Annotated in this window: 24 protein-coding genes; 14 read left to right on the top strand and 10 right to left on the bottom strand. The window is 67.8% G+C overall.

Annotation, left to right across the window (positions count from 1 at the left end):
• Positions 1-163 precede the first annotated feature (163 nt).
• The 5 genes from VKZ50_09695 (at position 164) to VKZ50_09675 (ending at position 6,444) form a co-directional block, all read left to right on the top strand.
• Positions 164-1,630, top strand: coding sequence for an alkaline phosphatase family protein (locus VKZ50_09695; protein ID HLJ59992.1), 1,467 nt, complete (start codon positions 164-166; stop codon positions 1,628-1,630).
• A 311-nt stretch (positions 1,631-1,941) separates the two neighbouring features.
• The gene (locus VKZ50_09690) at positions 1,942-2,319 is read left to right on the top strand and encodes a glycosyltransferase family 2 protein (GenBank protein ID HLJ59991.1); all 378 of its coding nucleotides are present in this window, start codon (positions 1,942-1,944) and stop codon (positions 2,317-2,319) included.
• Between the two features lie 734 nt (positions 2,320-3,053).
• Positions 3,054-3,767 carry an aspartate/glutamate racemase family protein gene (locus VKZ50_09685; GenBank protein HLJ59990.1) on the top strand — a complete coding sequence of 238 codons (714 nt, stop codon included), beginning with the start codon at positions 3,054-3,056 and terminating at the stop codon, positions 3,765-3,767.
• A gap of 2 nt (positions 3,768-3,769) precedes the next feature.
• A complete protein-coding gene (locus VKZ50_09680) occupies positions 3,770-4,942 on the top strand; it encodes an FAD-dependent oxidoreductase (protein HLJ59989.1) in 1,173 nt (390 codons plus the stop codon).
• A 143-nt stretch (positions 4,943-5,085) separates the two neighbouring features.
• A complete protein-coding gene (locus VKZ50_09675; GenBank protein ID HLJ59988.1) occupies positions 5,086-6,444 on the top strand; it encodes a S41 family peptidase in 1,359 nt (452 codons plus the stop codon).
• Between the two features lie 174 nt (positions 6,445-6,618).
• Here VKZ50_09675 and VKZ50_09670 read toward each other — a convergent pair whose 3' ends face one another.
• Positions 6,619-7,260: an ImmA/IrrE family metallo-endopeptidase gene (locus VKZ50_09670; GenBank protein HLJ59987.1), complete on the bottom strand. Its 642-nt coding sequence runs from the start codon at positions 7,258-7,260 to the stop codon at positions 6,619-6,621.
• Between the two features lie 214 nt (positions 7,261-7,474).
• On the opposite strand from VKZ50_09670, the gene VKZ50_09665 reads away from it, so the two are divergent.
• The gene (locus VKZ50_09665; GenBank protein HLJ59986.1) at positions 7,475-8,248 is read left to right on the top strand and encodes an enoyl-CoA hydratase; all 774 of its coding nucleotides are present in this window, start codon (positions 7,475-7,477) and stop codon (positions 8,246-8,248) included.
• Between the two features lie 15 nt (positions 8,249-8,263).
• Here the strand turns inward: VKZ50_09665 and VKZ50_09660 are convergent, their stop codons facing one another.
• From VKZ50_09660 to VKZ50_09625, 8 genes are all read right to left on the bottom strand, one after another.
• The gene (locus tag VKZ50_09660) at positions 8,264-9,826 is read right to left on the bottom strand and encodes an acyl--CoA ligase family protein (GenBank protein ID HLJ59985.1); all 1,563 of its coding nucleotides are present in this window, start codon (positions 9,824-9,826) and stop codon (positions 8,264-8,266) included.
• A gap of 101 nt (positions 9,827-9,927) precedes the next feature.
• Positions 9,928-10,821 carry an ABC transporter permease gene (locus tag VKZ50_09655; protein HLJ59984.1) on the bottom strand — a complete coding sequence of 298 codons (894 nt, stop codon included), beginning with the start codon at positions 10,819-10,821 and terminating at the stop codon, positions 9,928-9,930.
• Complete coding sequence (locus tag VKZ50_09650) at positions 10,818-11,765, bottom strand: ABC transporter permease (GenBank protein HLJ59983.1); 948 nt, start codon at positions 11,763-11,765, stop codon at positions 10,818-10,820. The genes VKZ50_09655 and VKZ50_09650 overlap by 4 nt, the downstream gene beginning before the upstream one ends.
• A 16-nt stretch (positions 11,766-11,781) precedes the next feature.
• Positions 11,782-13,332, bottom strand: a complete 1,551-nt coding sequence (locus VKZ50_09645; GenBank protein ID HLJ59982.1) for an ABC transporter substrate-binding protein — start codon at positions 13,330-13,332, stop codon at positions 11,782-11,784.
• On the bottom strand, positions 13,329-13,943 hold the full coding sequence (locus VKZ50_09640) for an RraA family protein (protein HLJ59981.1): 615 nt from the start codon (positions 13,941-13,943) through the stop codon (positions 13,329-13,331). Before VKZ50_09640 ends, VKZ50_09645 begins: the two co-directional genes overlap by 4 nt.
• A gap of 227 nt (positions 13,944-14,170) precedes the next feature.
• Positions 14,171-15,238 (bottom strand): phosphate ABC transporter substrate-binding protein PstS, encoded by a 1,068-nt coding sequence (gene pstS / locus VKZ50_09635; GenBank protein HLJ59980.1) that lies wholly within the window; start codon positions 15,236-15,238, stop codon positions 14,171-14,173.
• A 440-nt stretch (positions 15,239-15,678) separates the two neighbouring features.
• On the bottom strand, positions 15,679-16,146 hold the full coding sequence (locus VKZ50_09630) for a VOC family protein (protein HLJ59979.1): 468 nt from the start codon (positions 16,144-16,146) through the stop codon (positions 15,679-15,681).
• A gap of 492 nt (positions 16,147-16,638) precedes the next feature.
• A complete protein-coding gene (locus tag VKZ50_09625; GenBank protein HLJ59978.1) occupies positions 16,639-17,139 on the bottom strand; it encodes a hypothetical protein in 501 nt (166 codons plus the stop codon).
• A gap of 639 nt (positions 17,140-17,778) precedes the next feature.
• Here VKZ50_09625 and VKZ50_09620 point away from each other — a divergent pair.
• The 7 genes from VKZ50_09620 to phoU all read left to right on the top strand — a co-directional run bounded on the left by VKZ50_09620 (position 17,779) and on the right by phoU (position 23,923).
• Positions 17,779-18,459 (top strand): response regulator transcription factor, encoded by a 681-nt coding sequence (locus VKZ50_09620; protein ID HLJ59977.1) that lies wholly within the window; start codon positions 17,779-17,781, stop codon positions 18,457-18,459.
• Between the two features lie 2 nt (positions 18,460-18,461).
• On the top strand, positions 18,462-19,865 hold the full coding sequence (locus VKZ50_09615; GenBank protein ID HLJ59976.1) for an ATP-binding protein: 1,404 nt from the start codon (positions 18,462-18,464) through the stop codon (positions 19,863-19,865).
• 191 nt (positions 19,866-20,056) lie between these two features.
• A complete protein-coding gene (locus VKZ50_09610; protein HLJ59975.1) occupies positions 20,057-20,224 on the top strand; it encodes a hypothetical protein in 168 nt (55 codons plus the stop codon).
• A gap of 264 nt (positions 20,225-20,488) precedes the next feature.
• Positions 20,489-21,475 carry a phosphate ABC transporter permease subunit PstC gene (gene pstC / locus VKZ50_09605; protein ID HLJ59974.1) on the top strand — a complete coding sequence of 329 codons (987 nt, stop codon included), beginning with the start codon at positions 20,489-20,491 and terminating at the stop codon, positions 21,473-21,475.
• Positions 21,472-22,332 carry a phosphate ABC transporter permease PstA gene (gene pstA / locus VKZ50_09600; protein ID HLJ59973.1) on the top strand — a complete coding sequence of 287 codons (861 nt, stop codon included), beginning with the start codon at positions 21,472-21,474 and terminating at the stop codon, positions 22,330-22,332. Before pstC ends, pstA begins: the two co-directional genes overlap by 4 nt.
• Positions 22,333-22,337: 5 nt before the next feature.
• Complete coding sequence (pstB, locus tag VKZ50_09595; GenBank protein HLJ59972.1) at positions 22,338-23,165, top strand: phosphate ABC transporter ATP-binding protein PstB; 828 nt, start codon at positions 22,338-22,340, stop codon at positions 23,163-23,165.
• 98 nt (positions 23,166-23,263) lie between these two features.
• Positions 23,264-23,923, top strand: a complete 660-nt coding sequence (gene phoU / locus VKZ50_09590; protein ID HLJ59971.1) for a phosphate signaling complex protein PhoU — start codon at positions 23,264-23,266, stop codon at positions 23,921-23,923.
• A gap of 184 nt (positions 23,924-24,107) precedes the next feature.
• Here phoU and VKZ50_09585 read toward each other — a convergent pair whose 3' ends face one another.
• Positions 24,108-25,007, bottom strand: coding sequence for an undecaprenyl-diphosphate phosphatase (locus tag VKZ50_09585; GenBank protein ID HLJ59970.1), 900 nt, complete (start codon positions 25,005-25,007; stop codon positions 24,108-24,110).
• Positions 25,008-25,454: 447 nt separating this feature from the next.
• Here VKZ50_09585 and VKZ50_09580 point away from each other — a divergent pair, with 447 nt between their 5' ends.
• Positions 25,455-26,732 carry an efflux RND transporter periplasmic adaptor subunit gene (locus VKZ50_09580; GenBank protein ID HLJ59969.1) on the top strand — a complete coding sequence of 426 codons (1,278 nt, stop codon included), beginning with the start codon at positions 25,455-25,457 and terminating at the stop codon, positions 26,730-26,732.
• Positions 26,733-26,738: the final 6 nt, after the last annotated feature.

The following is a 26,738-nucleotide window of genomic DNA, read 5'->3' as shown; positions in this document are numbered from 1 at the left end:
CGGCGGCGCGTCCCGCCGAACCTTAACGCTCGCTTTCGCCGCCGTTAACGCCCCTTGGCTATAGTGCCCCCGGAATCGCTTGCCGTCTGAGGTGAGGGGAGTGACGATGACACGAATCGTGCGCACCGCCGTGGCGGCGGCGATCGCCGCCGCCCTGACCGTCATGCTGGGCTGGGGTGCGATGGCGCCCGTGGATGCCCAGTCCGACGCGACGCCCACAACCACGCCGATCAAGCATCTCGTTGTGATCTTCCAGGAGAACGTGTCCTTCGATCACTACTTCGCGACCTACCCGTACGCCACGAACGCTCCCGGCGGGCCCGCGTTCCACGCCTCGCGGGCGACGCCGTCGGTGAACGGACTCACGCCCGCGCTGCTGACGGGTAATCCGAACAGCGCGCAGCCGGTCCGGCTCGACCGTTCCCAGGCGATGACCTGCGACATGGACCACGGGTACGCCGCGGAACAGCGCGCCGCGAACGGCGGGCTGATGAACCGATTTGTCGAGGAGACCGGCGCGTCGTACGGGTCCTGCGACCGCCGGCTGGTCATGGACTACTATGACGGCAACACGGTCACGGCGCTCTGGAACTACGCCCAGCACTTTGCGATGAACGACAACTCCTTCGGTACCACCTTCGGCCCCTCGACGCCCGGAGCGCTCAACCTCGTGGCCGGTCAGACCCATGGGGCGGTTCCGCCCAACATCTCCGGCCGCATCCTCAACGGCACCGTGTACAACGACCTCGATCCGACCTACGACGATTGCTCGAAAGGGGCGACGGCCGCGATGATCGGGCGCAACGTCGGGGATCTGCTGAACGCGAAGCACGTCACTTGGGGCTGGTTCGAGGGCGGATTCCGGCCGACGAGCGCACCCGGCGCCGCGAAGGCCGAGTGCGGGAGCGCCCACGTGAACGTCGGCAAGGCGAACGTAGCAGATTATATCCCGCACCACCAGCCGTTCGAGTACTATCAATCGACCATGAACCCGCACCATCTGGCTCCGACCTCGGTCGCGATGATCGGGCAGACAGACCAGGCGAACCACCAGTACGACCTGATCGACTTCTGGGCGGCGGCCCAAGCCGGCCGCCTCCCGGCGGTGAGCTTCGTGAAGGCCCCGGCGTACCAGGACGGCCATGCCGGGTACTCGGACCCGATCGACGAGCAACACTTCCTCGTCGACACGATCAACCGATTGATGCGGTTGCCCGCCTGGTCGGGCATGGCTGTGATCATCAACTACGACGACTCCGACGGTTGGTACGATCACGTGCTGGCGCCGGTCATGATGCAGTCGGCCGAATCGACAATCGACGCGCTCCTCGGGCCCGGGATGTGCGGCAAGCCGGCGGCAGGCACCTATCAGGGCCGGTGCGGCTACGGTCCGCGCCTGCCGCTGCTCGTGATCTCGCCGTGGGCCAGGGTGAACTTCGTGGACCACACATTGACGGACCAGTCCTCGATCCTCCGCTTCATCGAGGACAACTGGGATCTCGGCCGGATCGGGGACCAATCCTTCGACGCGATCGCGGGATCGATGCTCAACATGTTCGCGTTCGCGCAGCTGCAGCGGCCGGGAACGCTGTTCCTGGACCCCGAGACAGGAGCGCCGGTATCACCATAGCGCCGACCGTTCGCCGAGCGCGCCACGCGGCGCGGGACGTGTGCATTCCGTCCCGCGCCGCATCGTGTCGGATGCGCGCGGTGAACACAGCGGATCCGGGAAGCGTCGGCGTTGATCGGCCGTGTCGGGGTCGTGGGATGTGAGTTTCTCATGAGGATAACCGACCTGATCCCTCGGTAGAGAACAAATTGTCCGGTGAAAGGGGGGTGAACGTACCTGGACCTGAGTCATCCTACGGTGTAGGTGCGTGCGCCCGGGAGAGTGGGGCTCGCCTGAGCTGGCGAATCACCTTAGGGTGGGACTCGGATGCGATGAAGACGGCCCTGGTGAGCGTTGTGATTCCCGCTTTCCATCGGGTGCCGACGATTGGAGCGGCGTGGCGAAGTGTCCAGGCGCAGACCCACCGGGACTGGGAAGCCATCGCCGTGGACGATGGTTCGACTGATGGCACGGCAGAAGTGGTCATGCGACTCGCGCACGAAGATGATCGCATCAAACGCATCAGGCACGACCGAAACTGCGGAGCCCAGGCTGCCAGAAACGCTGGAATCCGAAGCGCGTGCGGAGAGTGGATTGCTTTCCTCGACTCAGACGATCAATGGCTGCCGCAGAGTCTGGATATTCCGCCTGGATGCAGCGCAACGGACCAAACTGAGCGTTGTGCACTCCGGTTGCTACAAGGTGTATGAGGACGGCCACAGGGCGCTGTATGGTGTGCCTTCGTTCGAAGGCTGGCTCCACCGGGAGCCATTGAGGCGCCAAGGGCCAATGTTTCAGGGGCTGCTGGTCGTAAGAGACGCGTTGGACAGAATCGGCGGGTTGGACGAACGGTCGTCGCGTTGCAAGAGTAGGATACCGCGATCCGTGTGGCGCGCCACTATAGGTTTGGCTTTGTCGCCACGCCAACATTCATCTACGATTGTCGCAGCACCGATACGTTTCCAAGAATGAACTCCGAGACACGAAGGGGTATGAGCAAGTGGTCCGCAAGCATTTCTTGTCGATTCTCAGAAACCTTGGTCCCCGGGCCGTCTCTCAACACGACGAGTTTATCGCGGGCAGGTACTATCGGGCCGGTAACAAATCTGCCGCGCTTCGGACCTGGTTGGTGTCTTCGGTTTGGTCGCCTCCCCATGCACGACGAATTGCGAGGCAATTCCGAGAGTTGCCGAGGCTCTGGTGAGAGAACGATCGGGAGGAGATCATGGCCACGACGCAGCAACTTCAGCGACTCCACCACGATCTCGGTGCATTGTTGAACAAAGACCTGCACTAGGCAACGAGACGCGAAAACGCATACGGGATACGGCTCCGCGCGGATCGGGTCGTAGGGATACGTCAACCGGGGTCGAATAGAGCGGTCGTGAGCTGGGTCGCGGAGGACCGCGTACGCGCGACCGCCGGATCCGCAAGGAGCGCTCCGATGAACGTCCGAGGCGGCCGCAACCTCTATGGGTTCCCGATCGGCATTCTGATGCTCGACACCGTCTTCCCCAGGATCCCGGGCGACATCGGCAACGCGGCGACGTTTCCGTTCCCCGTGCTCTACCAGCGTGTCCGGCACGCCTCTCCGGCGCGAGTGGTGCGCGAGGGCGACCCGGCGCTGCTCGAGGCGTTCATCGAGGGCGCGCGGGCGCTTGAGGCCGCCGGGGTGCTGGCGATCACCACCGGCTGCGGCTTTCTCGCGATGTTCCAGCGGCAGCTCGCCGAGGCCGTCTCGGTGCCGGTGTTCGCGTCGGCGCTGCTGTTGGTTCCGATCGTCGCGCGAATGTTGGGAAGCGGCCGCGCGGTCGGGATCATGACAGTGGACGCCGGAGCGCTGGGGCCGCGCCACTTCGCAGGCGCCGGGATCACCGAGGAGATCCCGGTCGTCGTCGCGGGCATGGAGCGGGGGCACGCGTTTACGTCGGTGCTCCTCGGCGACGAACTGGAGCTCGACGTGGACGCCGCCCGCCGTGAGCACGTCGCGGTCGCCCGCGAGCTTGTGGAGCGCCATCCCGAGGTGGGTGCGATCGTGCTGGAATGCACGAACATGCCGCCCTACGCGGGCGCGATCGCCGCGGCGACCGGCCGGCCCGTGTTCGACATCACCACCCTCGTCCGGATGGTCCACGGAGCGCTCGCCCCGCAGGGGTAGCGATGGATGCGGTGGACACAGCCGACGTCCTCATCATCGGCGGGGGCATCATCGGGCTCTCGATCGCGTACCATCTCGCGCGTGCGGGCGGAAGCGGCGGGCGCGCGTGCCGGATCGTCGTGTTCGAGCGCGCATCCCAGGTCGGGACCGGCTCGACGGCCAAGGCGACCGGCGGCATCCGGCACCAGTTCTCCACCGAGGTCAACGTCCGCCTGACCCAGCTCAGCCTCCCGGCGTTCTCCCGGTTCGAAGAAGAGATGGGCGAGCCGGTGGATCTCGTGCAGCACGGCTACCTGTTCTTGACCGCGCAGGAGCGCGTTGCGGAGACGATGCGCAGGGGCGTCGCCCTCCAACAGCGACTGGGCGTGCCGTCGCGCTGGCTCTCGCCCGACGACGTGCGCGCCGTGTTCCCCGCGGTGCGCACGGACGATCTCGTCGGCGGGACGTTCTGTCCGCTCGACGGCTCGGCGAACCCCTACGGGGCGGTGCAGGGCTACCTGCGCCGGTGCCGCGACCTGGGCGTGCGCGTGCGGCCCGACGAGGAAGTCACCGCGATCGACGTGCGCGCCGGGAGAGTCGCCGGCGTTCGCACGGCCCGGGGCGCCTGCGCCGGGCCGGTGGTGGTGAACGCTGCCGGCCCGCGGGCGCGCGACGTCGCGGCGATGGTGGGCGTCGACCTGCCGGTGGCGCCCTACCGCCGTCAGGTGTTCGTGATGACTCCTCTGCCCGAACTCGGGAGCGGGCGGCCGCTGACCGTGGATCTCGACACGGGCTGGTACCTGCATCAGGATCGCGCCGGCGCGCTCTACACCGGCGGAACCGACAAGGACTCGCGCCCGGGGTTCGACGAGGTCGTGGACTGGGACGGTTTCGACACCGTCGCGCAGGCGGCACTCGCGCGTGTGCCCGCGATGGTCGGCGCGCGTGTGGTGCGCGGCTACGCTGGCATCCGCAGCCTCACCCCCGATCATCATGCGATCCTCGGTCTCGTGCCGGCGCCGGAGGGATTCTACCTGGCGAACGGATTCAGCGGGCACGGGTTCATGCATGCGCCCGCCGTCGGCCGACTGCTCGCCGAGATCATCCTGGACGGCGGCGCACGCTCGCTCGATGTAACCCCGCTGTCCTTGGCCCGATTCGCCCAGGGAACACGCCACGAGTCTGTCTCGTTTTAGCGGGTGAGGGCCGGAGTGGATTCACGGTCCACGGTCCGCAGGAACTTTTCTCCGGGTTTGGCGCTATGGTATGATGGGCAAAATTCCGAGAGGGCGGCGGTGCCGAGGCCTCCGGATGGTGTTTCTGGGAGCGTGAGAACGAGATGGATTCATCCCGTACCGTGGTGAGATCGTGGCTCGCGGTCCTGCTGGCCGTCGCACTGCTCCTGGTGCCGTTTGCCCAGCTGCCGCACGCGTCGGCCGCGAGCGGATCGCTCGTGGTCTCCGCGCTCCGTGTGCTTGAACAGGAGTACGTCGACCCGGTACAACCGGTGCAGATGCTCAACGTCGCCGTCGCGACGCTGCGGAAGGCGACCAACAAGGGAACCGACGTGCTGCCCGACATCGCCCCGGGGACGCCCGAGGCGGCGGCGGACGCCCAGTTCGTAGCGGAGTTTTCGCGCGCGTCGCAGTCGGCCCCGACGGGCGCGACGCCGCTCGCGTACGCCGCCACCCAGGGCATGCTGCTCTCGCTGAAGGACAGCCACACCTACTACCTTGATCCGGATCAGCTTCGCGAGAGCCGCCGCCAGCTCTTTGGCAACCCTAGTTTCACCGGCATCGGCGTGACGATCACGTCGCAGAAGGACGCGTCCGGGATCGCATGGGTGTTCGTTGAGAACGTGTTCCCCGGCTCCCCGGCGTCCCAGGCAGGGGTGAAGCGGTTTGACCGTATCGTCTCGGTGGACGGCCAGTCGCTGAAGGACAAGACGGCGACCGACGCGAGCCAGCTGATCCGCGGGCCGGCGGGGTCGACCGCGAACCTCGTGGTCCAGCGGGGGACCCAGACGGTGCAGCTCCAGGTGACGCGAGCCGCGATTCGGGTGCCTCCGGTGGAGACGAGCTTCATCTCGCCGGGCGTAGCGTATCTCAAGATCTTCGAGTTCTCCCAGGGCGCAGGGCAGCAGCTTCGGAGCGGCATCCAGGCCCTGCAGGCGCAGGGGGCGATTCACTCCGCGATCCTGGATCTGCGCGGCAACCCCGGCGGCTTGATCATCGAGGCCGCCAACGTCGGCGGCGTGTTCATGCCGGCCAACACCATCCTCGCGCGGATCCGCGAGCGCGGACAGCCGCCGAGCCTGCTGCAGACGTCGGGGCGGCCGTTGCTGCCCGACACCCCGCTCGCGGTGCTCGTGGACGCCAACAGCGCGTCGGCGTCGGAAATCCTCACCGGCGCGTTTAAGGACTATCAGCGAGCGACGATCGTCGGGGAGAAAACCGCGGGCGCACTCGGTGGATCGGTGACCGTGGCGCTGCCCGAGGGTGGCATGTCGGTCACGGTGGAGCGCATCCTGACGCCGAAGAACCAGCAGGTTGAGGCGGTCGGCATCGCGCCCGACGTGAACGTGACGCTCACGGTGACCGACATGGAGCGCGGCCAGGATCCGCAGCTGCAGGCGGCGCTTCACGCGGTGGGGACCGCGCTCGGCCCCGTGATGAGGTGGTTGGCGAGGGCGGCATAGCCCGCGACCCCGGACGCACGCATCGAGCGCGCCGCCGTCCGACCGGACGGCGGCGCGCCGCATTTCGGCAGAGGACGCCGGTATGACGCACGTCCACGGGCGGGAGGCCGCAGTTGCACGGGCGGTTGGGCGCGATGATACGGGAAGGGGTGCACTCGTGGAACGGGAACCGGGCTACCCGATCAGATCGAGCTCCTCGAGGCGGATGCGCATGGCGGTCGGCGTGACCCCAAACATCCGCGCCAACGTGACGACCACTTCCCCGATCTCGGTCTCGCGGTGACGGAGTCCGAGCGTGCGATAGATCCGGGGCGCGAGCTCGGCGAACCGCCCGCGGACCTTCTCCTCGGGCATCAGGATTTCTGCGGCGAATCCCTTCGCTTCGCGCTCCTCCTCGCGACGGCGGGGTTCGGCGATCGCCGGGGCCGCGCCCGGGGCGCTGCTCGCCACGAGCGCGCTGTGCTCGAGCACGGCGTGCCCGAGTTCTTCGGCGATCACCCAGCGGCGCTCGGCCGCGGCCTGTCCCAGCCGGTCCCGATTGACGATGATGACCGTGTGGTCGCCGTCGCGCGCGATGGTGCCCCGTTCCCCTGCGGGAAGGGGCCGATCCCGCACCGGATAGCCGCACGCTTGGGCGACGCGTTCGATATCGACCGGGATTTCCCGGATGCCCGCGATGATCGCGCGGGCACGCGCCCGTGCGCGGCCGATCTCGGAGCCCGTGCCGGGAACGGCGGCGCCGGTGCGGAGGAACGCTTCGAGGTTCACGAGGTCCCGCTGCGCTTCAAGCGACAGGGCGGCGCGGTCGACGTCCATCTGCACGCTACGGCAGCCCTGGCACAGCCAGGCAACCGGAGGCTCACATGTGGAGTCGAAGAAGGGCTCCAGCCCGGCCCCGCACTGCGGGCAATACCGCGTCGTCATCACGATAGGATAGATTGTAGCACATCCGGCAAGTCCCCCGGCGCGCCATGGGGCGAAGGAATCCCACCCTGCGATTGGAAACTCTGTCATGGACGGGGGTGCCTGTATGGATACGGCGGTCGTGATGTGCGAGGTGCAGGACGGCGTCGCGCTGCTCACACTGAACCATCCGCAGCGGCGCAATGCGCTGTCCCGCGCGATGCTCGAGGCGCTGCGTGCCCACCTCGACCGCGTCGCGCGTGACGCGGCCGTACGCGCCGTGATCATACGCGCGAACGGGCCGGCGTTCAGCGCGGGTCACGACCTGCGGGAACTGGTCGGGAGCACGGAGGAGGATGCGCGCGCGCTGTTCGCGCTGTGCACGGAGGTCATGGAGGCGATCCGGGCGCTTCCCAAGCCGGTGATCGCGCAGGTGCACGCGGTGGCCACCGCCGCGGGCTGCCAGCTCGCCGCAACGTGCGACCTCGTGGTGGCGTCCGAGGACGCAACGTTCGCCACGCCCGGCGTCAAGATCGGTTTGTTCTGCACGACCCCGGGGGTGGCGGTCTCGCGGGCGGTCGGATCCAAGAAAGCGATGGAGATGCTCCTTACCGGCGCGCCGATCACCTCTGCCGAGGCGGAGCGCGCCGGGTTGGTGAACAAGGTCGTGCCGCCGGACCGGCTCGCCGAGGAGACGATGGCGCTCGCCCGGCAGATCGTCGCGGCGAGCGCATACACGCTCGGAATCGGCAAACGCGGCTTCTACGCGCAGGTGGCGCTCGACCGGCCCAAGGCCTACGAGGTGGCTGAGCGGGTCATGGTCGAGAACACGCTCGCCCCGGATGCGCAGGAAGGGATGCGGGCGTTCTTGGAAAAGCGCCCGCCGCACTGGCGGTCCTGACGCCGTCCGGCCGCGCTAGTTCACCCGCTTCTCGCGCCCCTTCCACTCGCGCTCGCGGAGCACGAACTTCTGGATCTTGCCGGTCGAGGTTTTCGGCAGATCGCCGAACTCGACGGCCTTCGGGCACTTGAAGCCCGCGATGCGCGCGCGGCAGTGGGCCACGATCTCCTCTGGGGTCGCGGCGTGGCCCGGCTTCAGCGTCACGAACGCCTTCGGCACCTCGCCCCACATGTCGTCCGGAATCCCGACCACGGCGCACTCCAGGACGGAGGGATGGCTCACGACCGCCTGCTCGACCTCGATGGTGCTGATGTTCTCTCCCCCCGAGATGATGATGTCCTTCTTGCGGTCCCGGAGCTCGATCTGCCCGTCCGGATGCATCACCCCGATGTCGCCGGTGTGGAACCAGCCCCCGCGAAACGCCTGCGCGGTCGCGTCCGGTTGGCCGAAGTAGCCCTTCGCGACCACATTGCCCCGGTACACCACCTCGCCCAGCGTCTGTCCGTCCGCCGGTACGTCGCGCATCGCCTCGTCGACGATGCGCTGCCATCCGGCGGTGACGTGGGCCATACCCTGGCGCGCCTTGAGCCGTGCGCGCTCGTCCTCACCGCACGCCGCGAGGCCCGGTGGGTCCACGTTGATCGTGAACGGACCGTAGGACTCGGTCAGGCCGTAGGCGTGTTCCAGCTCGAAGTTGAGCTCGGTCACGCGCGCGATGATCGTCGGCGACGGCGGCGCGCCGGCGGTCATGATGCGCACCGGTCGCGCGAGCCGGTGGGCGGCCGCGTGGTTGGCAAGCATCGTGAGCACGGTGGGGGCGGCGCAGAAATGCGTGACGCCCTCCTCCTCAAACAGCCGCCAGATCTCCCCGGGGTCGATGCGCGGGATGCACACGCTCCGCGCGCCGACCGCGGAGAGCCCCCACGTAAACGTCCAGCCGTTGCAGTGGAACATCGGCAGCGTCCACAGGTAGCTGGACGTGCGGTCGATCTTGTGCTCGATCATCATCGCGAGCGCGTTCAAGTATGCGCCGCGATGCGTGTACATCACGCCCTTTGGCCGCCCGGTCGTCCCGGAGGTGTAGTCGATCGCGAGCACCTCCTCCTCGTCCTCGATCCACGGCTCAACGGGGCCGTCGTCGCCTTCCGCGAGGAGCGCCTCGAACGCGGGACCCAGCTCGATGCGGCGAACCTGCCCCGGCGCGTCGACCGTCAGGGGCGCCAGTTCGGGGGAATAGCAGAGGAGCGTGGATCCCGAATGTTCGACGATGTAGCGGACGTCGTCGGCGGTGAGCCGCGTGTTGATCGCGACGAGGATCGCCCCAGCCTGGGGAACCCCGAAATGGGCGAGCAGCATCGGCTCCGAGTTGAACGCCAGGAACGCCACCCGGTCGTCCTTTCGGAGACCGGCCCGGCGGAGCGCGGACGCCAGCCGGCGCGCGCGGCCCCGCCACTCGCGGTACGTGAAGCGCCGCGCGCCGTCGACGACGGCGACGCGGTCAGCGTGGACGTCGCCCGCCCGTTCGAGGAACGTGACCGGGGAGAGTTCCTCGCGGTAGACCCGAGTGCCGGTGAGCATCTAGAGTTCCTCCTTGCCGCGACGGCCGCCGGGACCGGCGCGGTCCGGGCGGCCGTGGCGCGGTGTTCGTCCGCCGCCGGGCGCGATCCTGCCGTCCCGACTCAGGCCGCGCCCGCCGGACCGCGAGCCGGCTCGACCTCCGGCGCGGAGCGCGCCCGACGCCGGCCGCGCGCGCTCCCAGATCGGGCGGCGCGCGGATCGAGGGCGTCGCGCAGCCCGTCCCCGAGCATGTTGAACGCCCCGATCGCGACCGCGATCGCCAGCGACGGCCACACGAGCAACATCGGTTCCTGCTGCATGTAGTCGCGGCTCTCGCTGACCATGCGTCCCCACGTCGGCGCCGGCGGGAGGACGCCGAGCCCGAGAAAGCTCAGGCCGGACTCGACGAGGATGGCGAACCCGGCCGACAGCGAGCACTGCACGATGAGGGGCCCCGCGACGTTCGGGAGAATGTGGCGCCCCATCTGATGCCACACCGAGCCGCCGAGCGCCCGCGCCGCCTCGACGTACTCCCGTTGGGCCACGCCGAGCGCGCCTCCGTAGGACAGCCTCGCGAACGTCGGGATGTACAGGATCGCGACGATGACGGCGAGCTTCGCCAAGCTCTGCCCGAGAAACGTCACCGCGGCGATCGCCAGGAGGATCGGAGGGAACGCGAGGATCAGGTCCATGGCGCGCATGGCCGCCCACTCCACGGCGCCCCGGTACGTTGCGCTCGCGATGCCGAGGAGCGTCCCGACGCTCGAGGCGATTAACACCGACGTCGCGGCGACGAGCAGCGACACCCGCGCCCCGAACAGGAGGCGCGACAGCGTATCCCGGCCGAACGAGTCGGTGCCGAGCGGGTGCGCGGCGGACGGGCCGGCAAGGAGCGCCGAACCCATCTCGAGCGGGTCCGCCGGCGCCAACCACGGCGCGGCCGCGGCGGCCACGACGAGGAGGGCCAGCGTGGTCCCGGCCAGGGCGATGCGGAGGTTCAGTGCTCGGGCGCTCATGTCAGTCGGATCCGCGGATCGATCAGCATGTAGGTGAGGTCGACCGCGAGGTTGATCAGGACGAACGCGCCCGCGACGACGATCACGACCGCTTGGACGAGAGGATAGTCGCGCTGAAACGCACCGGAGAGGAGCAAGCTGGACACGCCGGGCCAGTTGAAGATGTACTCGATCAGGACGATGCGCCCGATCAACTCGCCCGCCTGCAGGCCGAGTACCGTCACGACCGGAATCAGCGAGTTCCGAAGCACGTGGCGAACGACGACCGCCGGTTCCGCCAGTCCCTTCGCCCGCGCGGTGCGGACGAAGTCCTGAGACAGGGTCTCGAGCATGCCGGCCCGCGTCATGCGCAGGACGACCGGCGCAAACGTCAGCGCCAGCGTGGCCGCCGGGAGCACGAGGTGGCGGAGGTGGCCGATCGGGTCGTCGGAGAACGGGACGTAGCCGGTGGCGGGGAACCAGTGGAACACGAGCCCGAACACGAGGACAAACACCGTTCCGACCACGAACGACGGAAACGTCAGGCCGAGCACCGACACGCCCGTGATCGCGAAGTCGAGCGCCCGTCCCGCGCGGCGGGCCGCCACCGTGCCGAGCGGGATGCCGAGGACGACGGCGGCGGCGAGAGCGACCGCGCCCAACTCCAGCGACCGCGGCAGGCGGACGGCAAGATCGGCGCCGATCGGGCGTCCGGAGAGGATCGACGTCCCAAAGTCCCCGCGCGCAAGGCGGCCGAGCCACGTCAGGTACTGGTCGAGCAGGGGGCGGTCCAACCCCAGGACGTGCCGCATGGCCGCGATCTTGTCGGGGGACGCGCTGTTTTCGCCGAGCATGACGACGACGACGTCGCCCGGCACCGCGCGCAACAGCAGGAAGACCGCGGTGGCGATCGCCGCCGTCATGAGCACGGCGGCGATCAAACGGCGCGCGACGTAGGCGCCCATGCGACCGTCCGAGGGCCTACTTCGCCAGCCACGTCTCCGAGAGCGAGTAGCCCGAGTACGTGCCGAGCGGTCCGGGATAGTGGTCGTAGCCGCGGACGTACGCTCGCGCCGCCTCGCCCTGGTCGCCCCAGGCGATGTACACCCACGGCGCCAGCATGAGCGCACGCTCCTCGATCTTCGCGTAGAGCTGCTTTCGGATGGCCTGGTTCCCGAGGGCCCGCGCCTGGTCGAGCCACTGGTCGAGCTGCGCGTCCTTGAACCCCACCTGCTTCGGGTAGAACGTGCTGTCCGACTCGTAGAAGAGGGAGAGGAAGTCTGGATCGTTGACCGAGGCCGAGAGTCCCCGCACCTCGATCGCGAAGTCGCCCTGGTTGTGGCGGTTCAGCACGACCGCCCACTCGGGCAGATCCAACTGCGCCTGGATGCCGACCTTGGCGAGCTGGGCCTGGAGGACCTGCGCGGTGCGCGTGTGCAGGCTGTACGTGATCGGGGCGAGGATCGTGATCTTGAGGCCATCCCCGTACCCTGCCTCCTTCAGCAGCTGGCGCGCTTTGTCGGGCTGGTACGTGTACATGCCGTCGGCCTTCGCGTCGTGCGACCACCAGTTGTTCGGGATGACATCGCCGGTGATCGGCGTGCCGCGGCCGTCGAAGATCGTCTTGACCACGGCGTTCCGGTCGATCGCATACGAGATCGCCTGGCGCACCCGCACGTCGTCGTAGGGCTTCCGCTGCGGGTTGAAGATGATGCACATGAAGATGCCGACATCGGCGTACAGCTTGAGCTGTGTGTCGCGCGCGATCGCGTTCATCTGCTCCTGAGGGACGAAGTCCATCATCATGATGTCCCCGGCGCGGAGCGCCGTGAGGCGGGTCTGGGCGTCGGCGAGCGGCACGAAGTTAATGCCGTCGAGGTACGGTTTGCCCGACTCCCAGTAGGCGTCGTTGCGGACGAGGCGGATGCGCTGTCCCGGATCCCACGAAACGAACTTGAACGGGCCCGTCCCCATCATCACCGAGCGCAGGTTGGCGCCGCCCTGGACGAACTTCGCGTCGACGATGGCTCCGTACGGCTCGGCGAGGTAGGCCAGCAACGGCGCAAACGGCTCGCTCAGGACGATCTTCACCGTCATGGGGTCCACGACCTCGACGCTCTTGATCGCCTTCAGGCTGCTCCGCAGCGCCGAGCCCGTCTTTGGGTCGAGGATGCGGTCCATCGAGAACTTCACGTCCGCCGCGGTGAGCGGATCCCCGTTGTGGAACTTCACTCCCGGCCGCAGGTGGAAGACGTACTGCGTCTGCCCCACGAGGCCCCAGTGCTCGGCGAGCGCCGGCTCGATCACGCCGCCGTGCCCGTACCGGACGAGCCCCTGGTACACCGCCGCCTTGACGTTCCCGGCGCTGGAGCCGGAGTTCACGTGCGGGTCGAGATCCGGGGGTTCGGTCGACAGCCCGTAGATCAACGTGCCCCCGCGCTTCGGCTGGTCGGCGGCGCCGGCGGCCCACGATACGGCGCCGAGCCCGCCAAGGGCGCACGCGAGCAGCACCGCCACGAGTGTGCGCATCATGTCCTCCTCCGTCTCGCATCGATCTCGTCGAACGTCTTGCCGGACTTGAGCAGCGCGAGCGTCTCCTGTTCGCGCTGCGACGCGGCCTCGCCGCGCTCGATGATCGCCTGCACCGTTGACGGCGGGATCACCAGCACGCCGTCGTCGTCTGCGAGCACGTAGTCTCCGTTCGCCACACGGACCCCGCCGCAGACGATGGGCGCGCCGACGCTGCCGCCGAGGTCGAGCCGTCGGGTCGTGAGCGCCGACAGGCCGCGCGAGTAGACGGGCAGGCCGAACGCGACGAGTTCGGCGTAATCGGTGGCCGGGCCGTCCACCACGACGCCGACGATGCCCTGGTTCTTCGCGGCGAGCGCCATGCCGCCGCCGAATGAGGCGTGGCGGAAGTCGCCGCCGCGCGCGATCACGAGGACGTCGCCGGGGGTGGCCCCGCGGATTGCCTGCCGGTAGATGCTGTTATCGCGCGGCGGCGCGTCGACGGTCAGCGCCCGTCCGGCGAACTTGACGGGTTGGAACACCGGTCGGATCGCGATGTCCAGGAACCCTTCGTCGACGAAGTGCCCGAGCGTCGACGGGGCGAGCCGGGAGAGCCGTTCGATGATCGAGTCCATCACCGCTCCTCTATGGGGTGAAATGGCCAGCGTGCACGGCGTAGGAATTCGTCGGTGGGAGAAGGCTTTCCCGTCGCGGTCCCGCGGGCGGGGGCGCCGGTCGTACCGCGCCCGGCCGCCCCGGGGAACAACGCCGACGAGGCCGCCTGGGGAAGGACGGCCTCGTCGCGTGCGGACGCCGGCCGGGGATGCGGCCCGACCGGCGGTGTGGGGTCCTTGCGACTCTTCTACTTCGGCGTCAGGGCCTTGAGCTTCTGGTCGTCCAGCTGGACCACTTGGGCCGGCAGCGGCGCGTAGTACAGCGGTTGCGCGTACTGCTGCCCGTCGTGAACCATCCAGGTCAGGAGATCGACCAGAGGCTGCGAGACCTTTTGGCTGTCAACCAGGACCCAGCTAAAACCCGCGATCGGATAGCTCGTCGGTCCAGGCGCGTTGACGAACATCGCCCGGAGGTCGGCCGGCATGTGCGCGGCCGCTTGTCCGGCGCCGACTGCGGCACCCTGCACGCTCGGCATGGTCCAGTGGGCCGCCGCGTTCTCCATCGTCGCCTGCGGGATCTTGTTCTCGATCGAGTACGCCATTTCAAAGTACCCGATGCCGCCCGGGGTCTGCTTCACCTGTCCCGAAACGCCCTCACTGCCCTTGGCGCCGACGCCCGTCGGCCAGTCGACGGAGGCACCGTTACCCACCTTGCTCTTCCAGGCGGGGTTGATGGCGGACAGATACGCGGTGAAGATGAAGGACGTGCCGCTCCCGTCGGAGCGGTGGACAACGGCGATCGGCAGATTCGGCACTTTGAAGTTGGGGTTGAGGCCGGTGATGGCGGGATCCGACCAGGAGGTGATCTGCCCCATGTAGATGCGCGCCAACACGTCGCCGGTGAGGCGGAGGCCCGTGGGCACCCCGGGCAGATTGTACCCGACGGATACCGCACCGAGCGTAATCGGGATGTGCACGATTGTCGGATGCGCTTTGAGCTGATCGTCGGTGAGGGGTGCGTCCGACGCGCCGAAGTTCACCGTCCCCGCGAACAGTTGCTGCTGCCCGCCGCCGCTGCCGATGGACTGGTAGTTCACCTGCACATTCGAGTGCATTCCGTGCCACACCGAAAACATCTTCGAGAAGAGCGGGTAGTCAAACGACGAACCCGCGCCTGTGATCGTGACCGCGGATTGCGCCGCGGTTGGCGAGGGGGCCGCGAGGCTTCCTCCGAGAATGCCGAGCGCGACCACAGCAAGCGCGGCCGCGAGCAAGCGCCGAGAGCCGAGTCGAGATTGCGCTTTAGTCGTCCTCACGTGGTTGAATCGCCTCCTTCCGTGATTTGCCGCGCCGACGGAGCGCCGGAGATCGCGGCTGTAGACGTGCTTCCTGCCACGTCGTTCCGGCCCCATGGTAGCGGGGCTGTGTTAAGGCGTCGTGCATGTCCGGTTAGCGGATTGTTAAGTCTTGTCCGATCGGCGCGACACGACACCAAGTCGGCGTTCGGTATCCATGCGCACGCGTCGCTCGCGCGTCCCTACGCTTCGCTTGACGCGCCGATCATCGCGAAGACCGGAATTTCCCGGGTTGACGAATCGCGAACGTCACCATAGGAACCGGAACCGATGCCCTCGTTCATTAGTGACGTTCAAACAGAAGTGGCATGATAAGAGGGATCCTCACGGGAGCGATGAGGTGCTGTGAGAGGCCAAAGAACTGGCGAACTAACTAGCAGACTAACTAAATTGGCAGTCTGTCAGTCTCTGATTTGCATCTTTGGATTCCATATGATTTCCCACAAGTGTCCATCCACGTCCTGGAAGTAGCCCGAGTAGATTCCCCACGGCCGATCATGTGGGTTGTCAGTCACCACGGCACCCGCCGCTTCCGCACGCCGAAGCAGGTCGTCGACAGCCTCCCGGCTTGGCACCGCATACCCGAGGCTGAACTCAGACGTACTTGAGGCCGTATGGGGCACATTCGCGTCCTTTGCCAGTTCGGTGCGTGGATAGAGTGCCAACATCAGACCGCCTTGCAGTTGGAAGACCACGGTAGCCCCCGCGGGCTCGGATTCGGTTCCTTTGAACTCGGTACCGACGATGCCCTTGGTGGGCAGACCAAGGCCATCACGATAGAAGGCCAGGGATTGTTCGAGGTTACCGACGGCCAACGTAATGATATTCACACGAGGTCGCATATGCTCTTCTCCTTCTTGCGTCGTCACGAAATCCCTGGCCGCCGCCCGCCGTAGTGCCCCGCTCGTGTGGGATCTTCCAGTTGTCCCGGAAATACTATTTACCACCGCCTGCTGACTTTACCCAAAGTGTATGGACCAAGGTGATTGGGACCGTACAATCTTTCGAACCCATGTTTGGGGAACCGAGTGGTATCCGAAGAAGGTCCGCACCCTCCGAATAGGCCTGGAACCTTCCCGAACGCGAATCGTTCACGTCGCCCGCTACACCCTCCCGCTACACCCTAATGAAATCCGACGGTTCCGTGTGAAGCCGGGATTAAGGGATTTAGGCTTCGCTTAACGCTTCGATCACCGCGGGTTAACGATCGCGCGGTAGCGTGAACATGGATCATGTCGGACGTGAAGTTCGCGGGACAGAAGCGTGCGCCCATGCGGGCCGCGGTCGAGCAGACCGGTCGGCCCGCATGCCAGCACGCGCCGAACGGTGTCTTGGAACTTGCCGTGAACAACACCGGCGATTTACCGCACCGTGTGCACTTGCGTACGCTTAGAGGTCTCGATCGCGGCGTCTCCGCGGCGTGCGTGCGCGGCGGGTACGCGTTCGTGCGGCAACACCGACAGCTGCTCCGTGAGGTGTCCCGTTGTCGGAGCGGACGCATGCCACCACCGGAGTTCTCCCACGTCGACGCGCGCCCAGCGGTAGGCGCGCATCAACGCGCGCGCCTCGAGGTACGGCCCGATCAGCGACGACTCCAAGCGGCGTTCGCCGGCGAGCAGCGCGGCGGCCGCAGGGACGTCGCTATGTACGGCCACCCGCCGGTACCCCAACTTCCGCGAGCGCCACAGCGCGTACACGATGCCGCGCAGCGCCCGTCCGCACGCCGCGCCGGCGTCGGCTGCGCCGAGCGCGACGTGTTCGAGCACGCGCGCGTGCGTATCGACGAAGATCACGGACACGGTGTCCGCATCGCCCGTGACGGCGACGTATACATGGAGCGCGCCGCGGGGTCGACGCGTCACGCCCACAACCGTTCGAGCACGGCGGTGACGACCAACACCCCGCCGAGCACGCCGAGTTTGAGCCCAACCAGCTCGTGGTCGTCCGCGAGTCGCGCCACGGCGGCGCGCCGGACGCGCGCGGGTACGGCGGTCCACACCCGCGATGCGCGATCGATCCAACGGCGCGCGTGCGGGACGGTCGTGGCAATGGCGCGGGGCGGCGCGGGCGGGTGCGGGATGCGTACGACGATCGGGTCGAGGACGTGCGGCGCGTGAACGGGACCGAGCGGGCCCCCCGGAGCCGCGGAGAGTGCGGGTCTCCCGCGCGGCCCCGGGGTACAGGGGTTGGGGATGGCGGCGATCCAAGCGTGCGTGGCCTTGCACAGTGCGCCACCCTTGGGAACGGGGAGCGCGGGCCTTGTACCGGCGGGCCGTTGTCGATCCTTGGGTGGCCCGTCCGGCCATCGCGTCCTCGTCCTGTTGAGGCGGAGCGTGGTGTCCACGCATCCTCCGTAGGGCCGCCAGTTGCGACCCCGGCGGACCGCCATCCACCAGTGACGATAGCGCGCGCCGATTAAGCCGGCATTAATTCCGCCCGCGGGGGGTGCAAAGGAACGGAAAAATCTCTCGGCGCGACACACACATCGACGGGAGGTACGTATGAAGCAACGGATCCTACTCGTGGACGACGAGCACGCGATCGTCGAATCGCTCCGGTATGCATTGGAGCGGGAAGGGTACGAAGTGCTCGAGGCCGGCGACGGGGGACAGGCGCTCGACCTCGCCCGAGCGAAATCGCCCGACCTGGTACTGCTCGATGTCATGCTGCCCGGGATGAGCGGATTCGAAGTCTGCCGCATCCTCCGGCAGGAGTCGCGCGTGCCGATCCTCATGATCACGGCGCGCGCCGACGAACCCGACCGGATCGTCGGGCTCGATCTCGGCGCGGACGACTACATCACGAAGCCGTTCAGTGTGCGGGAGGTCCTCGCGCGGATCCGCTCCGCCCTCAGACGCACCCAGGCCGCGGCGCCCGCGCGTGACGAGGTGCTGAACGTCGGTGAGATCACCCTCGACGTCGCGCGCCACGTGGTCCAGGTCGCGGAACAGACAGTCGCGCTGCCGCCGCGACAGTTCGACCTGCTGCGCGCATTTCTCTCGAACCCCGGGCGCGTGCTGACCCGAGCGCTTCTGCTGCAGCAGGTGTGGGGGTACGAGTACGACGGCGACGACCGCACCGTGGACGTTCACGTGCGGTGGCTGCGGCACAAACTGCAAGAAGCCGGTGGGGCCACGTCGATCGAGACGATCCGCGGGGTCGGCTACAAGCTGGAGGGATAGACGTGCGGCTCTGGAGAGGCATGACGCTTGCGCTCGTGCTGGAGGCGGGCGTGACCCTCGCCGCCGCCGCGGCGGCCGTGGTGCTGGCCGGATGGCCGCCGCACACACCGCCGGTGGTGGAACCGTTGGTTGGGGTCGCCGCGGTGGCGCTGGCCGCGGCATGGCTGCTCGGCGGCCGCGTGGCCGCCTCGCTGCGCCGGCCGCTCCGCGAGATCACCGAAGCCGCGCGGGCCGGCGCCGACGGACGCCTGCGGCCGGTGCACGGCGAGTCGTTCGCCGAGGTGCGCGAGACGATCGCGGAATTCAACGCGATGGTGGCGCAGGCCGATCGCACGATTACCGATCTCGATCGCGGCAAGAGCACGCTGGAGGCCGTGCTGGCCCACATGAGCGACGGTCTGCTGATCCTCGATCCCGAGAGCGTGCTCGTGCTCGTCAATCCTTCCGCCGAGCGCATCTTCGGCATCGCGGCGTCCACGGCGATCGGGCACCGCCTCATCGAGGTAGTGCATCACTACGAGCTCGACGCGCTGGTTCGACAGGCGATCCGTGAACGCGTGCCGCTGACGAGAGAGTTGGAGATCCATCAGCCCGACCATCGCGTGCTCCGCGTGCAGGCCAACCCGGTGAAGGGAGGGCGCAGCGAATTCCTGGGCATCGTGGTGGCGGCGCAGGATGTCACGGACCTGCGTCGGACGGATCTGATCCGGCAGGAGTTCATCGCCAACGTTTCTCACGAGTTGCGCACGCCGCTCGCGTCGCTTCGCGCGCTCGCCGAGACGCTCCGCGACGGCGCGGCCCGCGACCCGGAGGCCGGGCCGCGGTTCCTCGGCCGCATCGTGTCCGAAATCGATCGTCTGGCGCTCCTGGTGAACGATCTGTTGGATCTGTCGGCGATCGAGAGCGGCAGCGCCAAGATGGAGATGACGCCGGTGTCGATGAGTGAGGTCGCCCGCGATGTCACGACGAAGTTCCGGCCGGTCGCGGAGCGTCGCGACATCGCGCTGCGGCTCGAGGAGTTCGACGGACTCCCCGAGGCGTGGGGCGATGAGGCGCGCCTTGTGCAGGCGCTCGTCAACCTGGTGGACAACGCGCTCAAGTACACGCCGGCGGGCGGCAGCGTGCGTCTTTCCGGTCACGTGGCGGGTGATCTCGTGGGGCTGGCCGTGACGGACACCGGCCTCGGGATCGCTCCAGAGCACCTGCCGCGAATCTTCGAACGCTTCTATCGCGTGGACCGCTCCCGGTCCAGGGCGCTTGGCGGTACGGGGCTCGGCCTGAGCATCGTCAAGCACATCGCCACCTCCCACGGCGGCCGTGTCGAGGTGCAGAGCGTCGAGGGTCGGGGGAGCCAGTTCACTCTCCTGATCCCGAAGGCGCCCGACCAAGTGCTGGCGCCCGCATGAGCGGCGTCGGAGGCGGTATTCTTCTCCGTTTCTTAACACGACGGTGCACTGTGGATACCGAGTGGGTTAACAATGGCGCTCTAGACTCGCGCCACGAGGTTTCCGCTTCGCCCCATGGATCCGCCCGGCGGCAGCGCGCCGGCGCGACCCCGTTCGGGGTGTCGGCGATGGGTTGTGTTGGAGGTGCTGCGATGCACGTCAAGAACGATCTGCCCGACCTCGTCAACCACGATGGGGAAGACTTCTTCTCGTGGCCGGTTCACGCGTCGCCCGATCTTAAGGCGGCGCTGGTGATTCTCTGTTGTCTCGGTCTCGTGGCCGGCGCTGCGGTCGTGTTTATACGGTTCGTAGGGCTCTGACCGATCCGCGTCCGTGACTGGCCGGGAGAGTGTTAACTGGGTCTTAATGGAGCCTTAACATTTGACTCACTGCCGGTTAACGGTTGATCCGTAGTGTAACACTAGGGGTCGTCGATGCGGCAACGACGGCCGCGAACGTCCGGGCGCGCGCTTCGGCGTCAGGTCGCCCGGCAGAAGACGTCGGGAGCGCCGGCGCGGCCGTCTTCGGAGGTCACTACTTCGGGAACGCGGGGCGGTCTGCGTCGCGCTCGAAAGGACGTTACGATGCTTCGTGATCAGTCGCTGGCGGTAGGTTCCCCGGGCGGCCCGTCGCTGGGAGCCACCGTACGGCGGGGTGGTTCCAGGCGTGCCGACGATGCGTTTCGTATGGTGCTCGCCGGCTTCGCGCTCCTCGTCATCGTCATCGTGTTTGGTATCGGGCTCTCCCTCGCGATGGCTGCCGCTCCCGCAATCGCGACGTTTGGGCCGGCGTTTCTCTGGACGTCCAAGTGGGACCCCATACACAACATCTTCGGGGCGCTGCCGTTCGTCTACGGAACACTGGTGTCGTCGGCGCTCGCGTTGCTGATCGGGGTGCCGATCAGCCTCGGCGTGGCGATCTACCTCGCCGAGTTGTCGCTGAGCAGCTCCTCTGTCGTACTTTCGTTCATCGTGGAGCTGCTCGCGGCGATCCCGAGCGTGATCCTCGGGTTGTGGGGGGTCTTCGTCCTGATCCCGTGGGTCCGGGGGAGCGTGGAACCGGTTCTGGGCGCCGCGCTGGGGTGGTTCCCGCTGTTCGGCGGTCCAGCATACGGCATCGGCATGCTCGCTGCGGGGATCATCTTGGCGATCATGGTGATTCCCATCATCTCCTCGGTGTCGCGGGATGTGCTGCAGGCGGTGCCCCAAGATCAACGTGAGGCGATGTACGCGCTCGGCGCGACGCGCTGGGAGGTGATCCGGCGCGCCGTGCTGCCGTACGGGCGCACCGGGATCATCGGCGCGATCATCCTCGGGCTGGGTCGCGCGTTCGGCGAGACGATGGCCGTGACGATGGTGATCGGGAACCGGCCCCAGATCGCGGCCTCGCTGTTTCAGCCTGCGTACACGATCGCGTCGGCCCTGGCCAACGAGTTCTCGGAAGCGTCCTCAAACCTGTACATCTCCGCGTTGATCGAGATGGCGCTCGTGCTGTTCGTCGTGTCGCTGATCGTGAACGCGGCGGCGCGGTGGCTCGTGTCGCGCGTCACATCTTCGGGGTTGCGCGTATGATCACGGCGCCCACCGCGGACGTCCGCCGCCGCCGCATCGCCGATCGCGTCATGACGTACCTGTGTCTCGGCGCGCTGCTCGTCGCGATCGCCCCGCTCGCCAGCGTGATCGGCTACGTCACGCTGCAGGGCGCGTCCGCGGTGAACTGGGCGTTCTTCACGCACCTCCCGGCGCCGGTTGGCGAACTGGGCGGGGGAATGGCGAACGCGCTCGGCGGGACGCTCGTGCTGGTCGCGCTCGCGTCGTGCGTGGGAATCCCCGTCGGGATCCTCGGCGGCCTGTTCCTCTCGGAGGTGGGCGGCGGCCGCGTCGGCTGGTGGGTCCGGTTCACGGCGGACGTGCTGAACGGCGTCCCGAGCATCGTGGTCGGTGTCTTCATCTACGCGCTTGTGGTCGTTCCCGCGAAGCACTTCTCCGCCTTGGCCGGCGGACTCGCCCTCGGGGTCATGATGATTCCGCTCGTGATGCGGACCACCGAGGAGATGGTGAAGCTCGTGCCGGCGTCGCTGCGCGAGGCGTCGTTTGCACTCGGGATCCCGTGGTGGGTCACTACACTCAGGGTCACGCTGCGGACGGCGACCGCGGGCGTGCTGACGGGCGTGACGCTCGCCATCGCGCGCGTCCTGGGGGAAACGGCGCCGCTGTTGTTCACGGCGTTCAATAACCCGGCCTGGTCGCTGCGGCTGGACCAGCCGATCTCGTCGCTCACGGTCCAACTCTATAATTACGCGATTGCGCCATACGACGACTGGCACCGTCAGGCGTGGGCTGCGGCGCTCGTGCTGATGACGCTGACGCTTGTGCTGAACGTGGTGGCCCGGACCGCCGGGCGCCGTCGGTACGCGAAAGGGAGGTAGAACGAATGGATGTTCCCAGCGCTCTCGTGAGCGGCGCCCTCTCGGGGGTGGCGAACGCCCGCGCTGCTCAGGCTTCGGGAGAACGCGTCACCGTCCGGGACCTGCACGCCTACTTCGGGGCGTCACATGCGGTGAAGGGGCTCTCGATGGGCATTCAGACCAATCGCATCACCGCCATCATCGGCCCGTCCGGCTGCGGAAAGTCGACGTTTCTGCGTTGTCTCAACCGGATGCACGAGGTCGTGCCGGGAGCGCGCATGGAGGGCAGTGTCCTGCTTGACGGGGAGGACATCTATGGCTCCAGCGTCGACCCGGTGGCGGTCCGGCGGCGGATCGGCATGGTCTTCCAGCGGCCGAATCCGTTTCCGACGATGTCGATCTTCGACAACGTGGTGGCGGGCCTGCGTCTCACAGGCGTGCGCGACCGCCGACGGTTGAACGAGATCGCCGAGCGGAGCCTTCACCATGCGGCACTGTGGGACGAGGTCAAGGATTCGCTCGGCAAGCCCGGGACCAGTTTGTCCGGGGGCCAGCAGCAGCGGTTGTGCATCGCCAGGGCGTTGGCGGTCGAGCCGGAGGTGCTGTTGATGGACGAGCCGGCGTCCGCCCTCGACCCCGTCTCGACGCTCAAGATCGAGGAGTTGGCGCGTACGCTGCGGGAGACGCTGACCGTCGTGATCGTCACGCACAACATGCAGCAGGCCGCCCGCGTGTCCGACGTGACGGCCTTCATGCTTGTGGGCGAATTGATCGAGGCCGGACCGACGTCCGAAATGTTCACTCGGCCGAGCGATCGCCGCACCGAGGACTACATCACCGGCAGATTCGGCTAACGCGGCACGTCCGGTCGGCCGGGCTCGACCGCGGCCCCGTTCTGGGCGCGGCCGGTCCCGGCAGGATCCAGGGGCGGCATCCGCCGAAAATCGGTGGAATGACGACCCGAGAAGCGTTCGATCAGGACCTGCGGCGGCTTCGGGACGACCTTCTCCGCCTGGGAACCCTCGTCCAGGACGCGGTGCGCCGCTCCATCGACGCGCTGCGCTCCCGCAATGTGGAGCTCGCCGGGGCGATCGTGGCGGCAGACAACACCATCGATGCGCTGCACCTCGAGCTCGAGGAACGGTGCATGCGGCTCATGGCGACGCAGCAGCCGATGGCCAAGGATCTGCGGACGATCGCCGCGATCTGGGTGATGACGATCGACCTCGAACGCGTCGGCGATCACGCCGAAGATATCGCGCGGATCGTGCAGCGGATCGCTGCGGAGCCGCTCGTGAAGCCGCTGATCGACATTCCGCGGATGGCGGACATGGTTCGCGCGATGCTCCGGGACGGCCTCGAGGCCTTCGTTCGCCACGACGTCGCGCTCGCCGAGCGCATGGCGGCGGCGGACGACGACGTGGACCACCTCTACAGCCAGGTATTCCGGGAGTTGCTCACGTTCATGCTCGAGGACCCGAAGACGATTCAGCGCGCCACCCATCTGCTGATGGCGGCCCAAGCGTTGGAGCGCATGGGCGACCACGCCACCAACATCGCCGAGCGCGTGATCTACATGGTCACGGGCACGCTGAGGGAGTTGAACGCCTAGGGCGCGGCGATCCAGCGTATCGTCCCGCACATAGGCGACCGGGCGCCGCACCCGTCGTGTCCGCGCGGCCTGCGTCGCGGGGCTGACCCGGGGCGCGAGGCCCGTCGCCGATGAAGCTCGCCGCGAGCCCCAGCCGGCAGATCGTCTCCCCGGAAACGCACCGCGACATTGCGCGACGCGTCGCTCACCGGAGGAGGCCCATTCCGGCTCCGACCAGGATCGCGATCCCGAGGACGACCCGGTACCACGCGAATACCCAGCTGGTGTGGCGCTCGAGGTAGCGAAGCAGCCCCCAGATCGCGACGTACGACGCAACGCTCCCGGAAATCACCCCGATCGCCAGCAACTCCCACCCGTGAGCGGTGAGCCCGGCCTTGTGCAGCGTCCACAGCTCGGTCAGGCCCGCGAGCACGATCGCGGGGACGCCCAAGAGAAACGAGAACCGCGCCGCCGTTGCGCGCTCCATGCCGAGCCCTAGGCCCGCCGTGAGCGTCGAGCCCGAGCGGGAGACGCCGGGCACCAGCGCAAACGCCTGGGCGATTCCGACGGAGAGGCAGTCCCGGAGCGTGAGCTGCTCCCACCGCCGCTTACCGCCGGTGCCCCGCTGGCCGTAGATCTCTGCCAGCGCAAGCAGCACTCCCATCAGCACGCAGGCCCACCCGATCACGGCGATGGCCCGGATCGGCGAGTTGCAGGCGTTCAGCGTCTTGCGAAGCGCCAGCCCCGCGATCCCGATCGGAATCGTGCCGATCACGATGCCGATCGCCATGCGGAGGGAGTGATCCCGCTGATCGCCGCGGCGCAGGGCACCGAGCGCTCCTCTGGTGATCGTGACGATATCGCGCCCAAAGAACGTGACCACCGCCAGCAGGCTGGCGAGCTGCATCGCGGCCGAGAACGCGGACCCGGGATCGGGCCATCCGAGAACGGCGGGGACGATGCGGAGGTGAGCGGTACTGCTGATCGGCAGTAACTCGGTGATCCCCTGGACGATGCCGAGGACGATCATCTTCCAGGCCCCGAGTTGCACGAAACTCAGGTTGACTGACGCGCCGTCGCACGGGCTGGGAACGGCTGGGGTCATCGGGGTCTCCCGGAATGCGCGGGCAGGACGGCGTGATGCATGCAGATCCCTCCGGGGGGCGAGGGGCGCGCCCCTGTTGAGTGAAGTTCCGCCACAGCAGAGTCTAGCACACGAAACTCGGTCAGTTGCCGGCGTTTCCGATCTCTTGGTCTCCTTATATGAAGAGCATCAGCGCAGGGACAGCGGAAGCAGCTTGGAGTCACGGATCGTGCGCGTGCGAGGAGCGCAGCAGTGGGCACGTCGTGCCGACGCGAGCCGCCACAGGACGCGCAGGACGTTGCCCCAATGGAGGCGACGATCCGGCTACGACGATCCCAAAGTTGTTACCTTTCCGTGCCTTGACAGCCGTGGCTCGATCTAGGTATGCTGAGTGAGCATTCAGTCATACCTCCTGACCGAGAATGAACGTCCGCTCACCGAATAGAACGACCACGGAAGGGGAAGTCTATGCGAGTCCGCGTGATCGCGATCTTGGCAGCAGTACTCCTCGCGCTCGTCGTGACGGTTGTCGCGCGCGGAATAGGGCGATCCGCCGGTGACCACGGCGTGGCGCACACCGCACCGATCGCGACGGATCAAGACCCCGCGACGGTCTCCGTCACACCGGTCCGCGAGGGCGATTTCGAGACGCGAATTACGGCATCCGGCAGCATCACCAGCATCCGCGAGGCGTGGCTCGGGAGCGTGGCGTCCGGCCGCGTCTCCGCGGTCCTCGTCCAAGAAGGCGACCACGTCGGGGCCGGACAGGCGCTGATCCAGCTGGATCGCGGCGAACTGGCCGCCGACGTCCAGCAGGCCGATGCGACCGTGGCGTCGGCGCGGGCGAAGCTATTGTCACTCGAACACGGGTCGCGCCCGCAAGAGATCCAGCAGGCGGCGGCGAGCGTGGCGCAGGCACAGGCGAACCTCGACAATGCGCAGGCCAACTACCAGCGGAGCCGCGCGCTCTTCACGCAGGGAGCCGTTTCGAAGGCGGACCTCGACGCTGCGACGATGCAGCTTGGGGTCGCACGCGCGACCTACGACTCCGCGCGCCAGCAGCAAAGTCTGACGGTCACGGGACCCCGGCCGGAGGACATCGCGGCGGCGCGCGCCGATCTCGCACAGGCCGACGCGGCGGCGGCCTCGGCCGAGGTCCGGCTCCAGAACGCGACGATCGCGGCGCCGTTCGCGGGCACGATCACGCAGCGGAACGTGGAGCCCGGCCAGATGCTCTCGTCCACCTCGCAGCCGCTGCTTCTGGCCCAGATCGACGACGTGTACGCGCTGCTGTCGGTGCCCGAGCAGTTTCGCGCGGTCGTCGCCCCCGGGCAGGCCGCCCGACTGGTGGTGGATAGTCTCCCCGGGCGCCTCGTCGAGGGGCGCGTCGAAGAGGTTCAGCCGTCGGTCTCCGCAGACAGCCGCACGTTCGGGGTGAAGGTGCGCATTCCGAACACCGACGGCGCGCTTCGCCCCGGCATGTTCGCGCACGGCGACGTCATCGTCGCGTCGCGCCCGCACGTCTTGCAGATTCCTGAGCAGGCGGTGGTGATCACCGCGTCCGGCCCGATCGTGTTTACCGTTCAGGACGGCCACGCGGTCCGTCGGGCCGTGCAGACCGGCGCGCACCAGCGGGGAATGATCGAGGTCCGCACCGGCCTGGCGGCCGACGATATCGTCGCGGTGCAGGGGCAGGAGGGGCTGACCGACCACCAGGCGGTCGCCCCGCGCCTCGTGCGGCCGTAGGAAGTC

This window comes from bacterium, assembly GCA_035295165.1.
Taxonomy (GTDB): Bacteria; Sysuimicrobiota; Sysuimicrobiia; order Sysuimicrobiales; family Segetimicrobiaceae; genus JAJPIA01.
The sequence above is the reverse complement of the archived record's forward strand: the minus strand, read 5'-3'. Positions and strand labels throughout refer to the sequence as shown.

Excerpts from the sequence above, each read along its gene's own strand:
- pstB (HLJ59972.1), top strand. The coding sequence starts at position 22,338 with ATGGATGTTCCCAGCGCTCTCGTGAGCGGCGCCCTCTCGGGGGTGGCG.
- VKZ50_09680 (HLJ59989.1), top strand. The coding sequence starts at position 3,770 with ATGGATGCGGTGGACACAGCCGACGTCCTCATCATCGGCGGGGGCATC.
- phoU (HLJ59971.1), top strand. The coding sequence starts at position 23,264 with ATGACGACCCGAGAAGCGTTCGATCAGGACCTGCGGCGGCTTCGGGAC.
- VKZ50_09580 (HLJ59969.1), top strand. The coding sequence starts at position 25,455 with ATGCGAGTCCGCGTGATCGCGATCTTGGCAGCAGTACTCCTCGCGCTC.
- VKZ50_09585 (HLJ59970.1), bottom strand. The coding sequence starts at position 25,007 with ATGACCCCAGCCGTTCCCAGCCCGTGCGACGGCGCGTCAGTCAACCTG.
- VKZ50_09695 (HLJ59992.1), top strand. The coding sequence starts at position 164 with ATGCTGGGCTGGGGTGCGATGGCGCCCGTGGATGCCCAGTCCGACGCG.
- VKZ50_09655 (HLJ59984.1), bottom strand. The coding sequence starts at position 10,821 with ATGAGCGCCCGAGCACTGAACCTCCGCATCGCCCTGGCCGGGACCACG.
- pstA (HLJ59973.1), top strand. The coding sequence starts at position 21,472 with ATGATCACGGCGCCCACCGCGGACGTCCGCCGCCGCCGCATCGCCGAT.
- VKZ50_09610 (HLJ59975.1), top strand. The coding sequence starts at position 20,057 with ATGCACGTCAAGAACGATCTGCCCGACCTCGTCAACCACGATGGGGAA.
- VKZ50_09620 (HLJ59977.1), top strand. The coding sequence starts at position 17,779 with ATGAAGCAACGGATCCTACTCGTGGACGACGAGCACGCGATCGTCGAA.
- VKZ50_09690 (HLJ59991.1), top strand. The coding sequence starts at position 1,942 with ATGAAGACGGCCCTGGTGAGCGTTGTGATTCCCGCTTTCCATCGGGTG.
- VKZ50_09685 (HLJ59990.1), top strand. The coding sequence starts at position 3,054 with ATGAACGTCCGAGGCGGCCGCAACCTCTATGGGTTCCCGATCGGCATT.
- VKZ50_09670 (HLJ59987.1), bottom strand. The coding sequence starts at position 7,260 with ATGGACGTCGACCGCGCCGCCCTGTCGCTTGAAGCGCAGCGGGACCTC.
- VKZ50_09650 (HLJ59983.1), bottom strand. The coding sequence starts at position 11,765 with ATGGGCGCCTACGTCGCGCGCCGTTTGATCGCCGCCGTGCTCATGACG.
- VKZ50_09645 (HLJ59982.1), bottom strand. The coding sequence starts at position 13,332 with ATGATGCGCACACTCGTGGCGGTGCTGCTCGCGTGCGCCCTTGGCGGG.
- VKZ50_09665 (HLJ59986.1), top strand. The coding sequence starts at position 7,475 with ATGGATACGGCGGTCGTGATGTGCGAGGTGCAGGACGGCGTCGCGCTG.
- VKZ50_09660 (HLJ59985.1), bottom strand. The coding sequence starts at position 9,826 with ATGCTCACCGGCACTCGGGTCTACCGCGAGGAACTCTCCCCGGTCACG.
- VKZ50_09675 (HLJ59988.1), top strand. The coding sequence starts at position 5,086 with ATGGATTCATCCCGTACCGTGGTGAGATCGTGGCTCGCGGTCCTGCTG.
- VKZ50_09640 (HLJ59981.1), bottom strand. The coding sequence starts at position 13,943 with ATGGACTCGATCATCGAACGGCTCTCCCGGCTCGCCCCGTCGACGCTC.
- pstC (HLJ59974.1), top strand. The coding sequence starts at position 20,489 with ATGCTTCGTGATCAGTCGCTGGCGGTAGGTTCCCCGGGCGGCCCGTCG.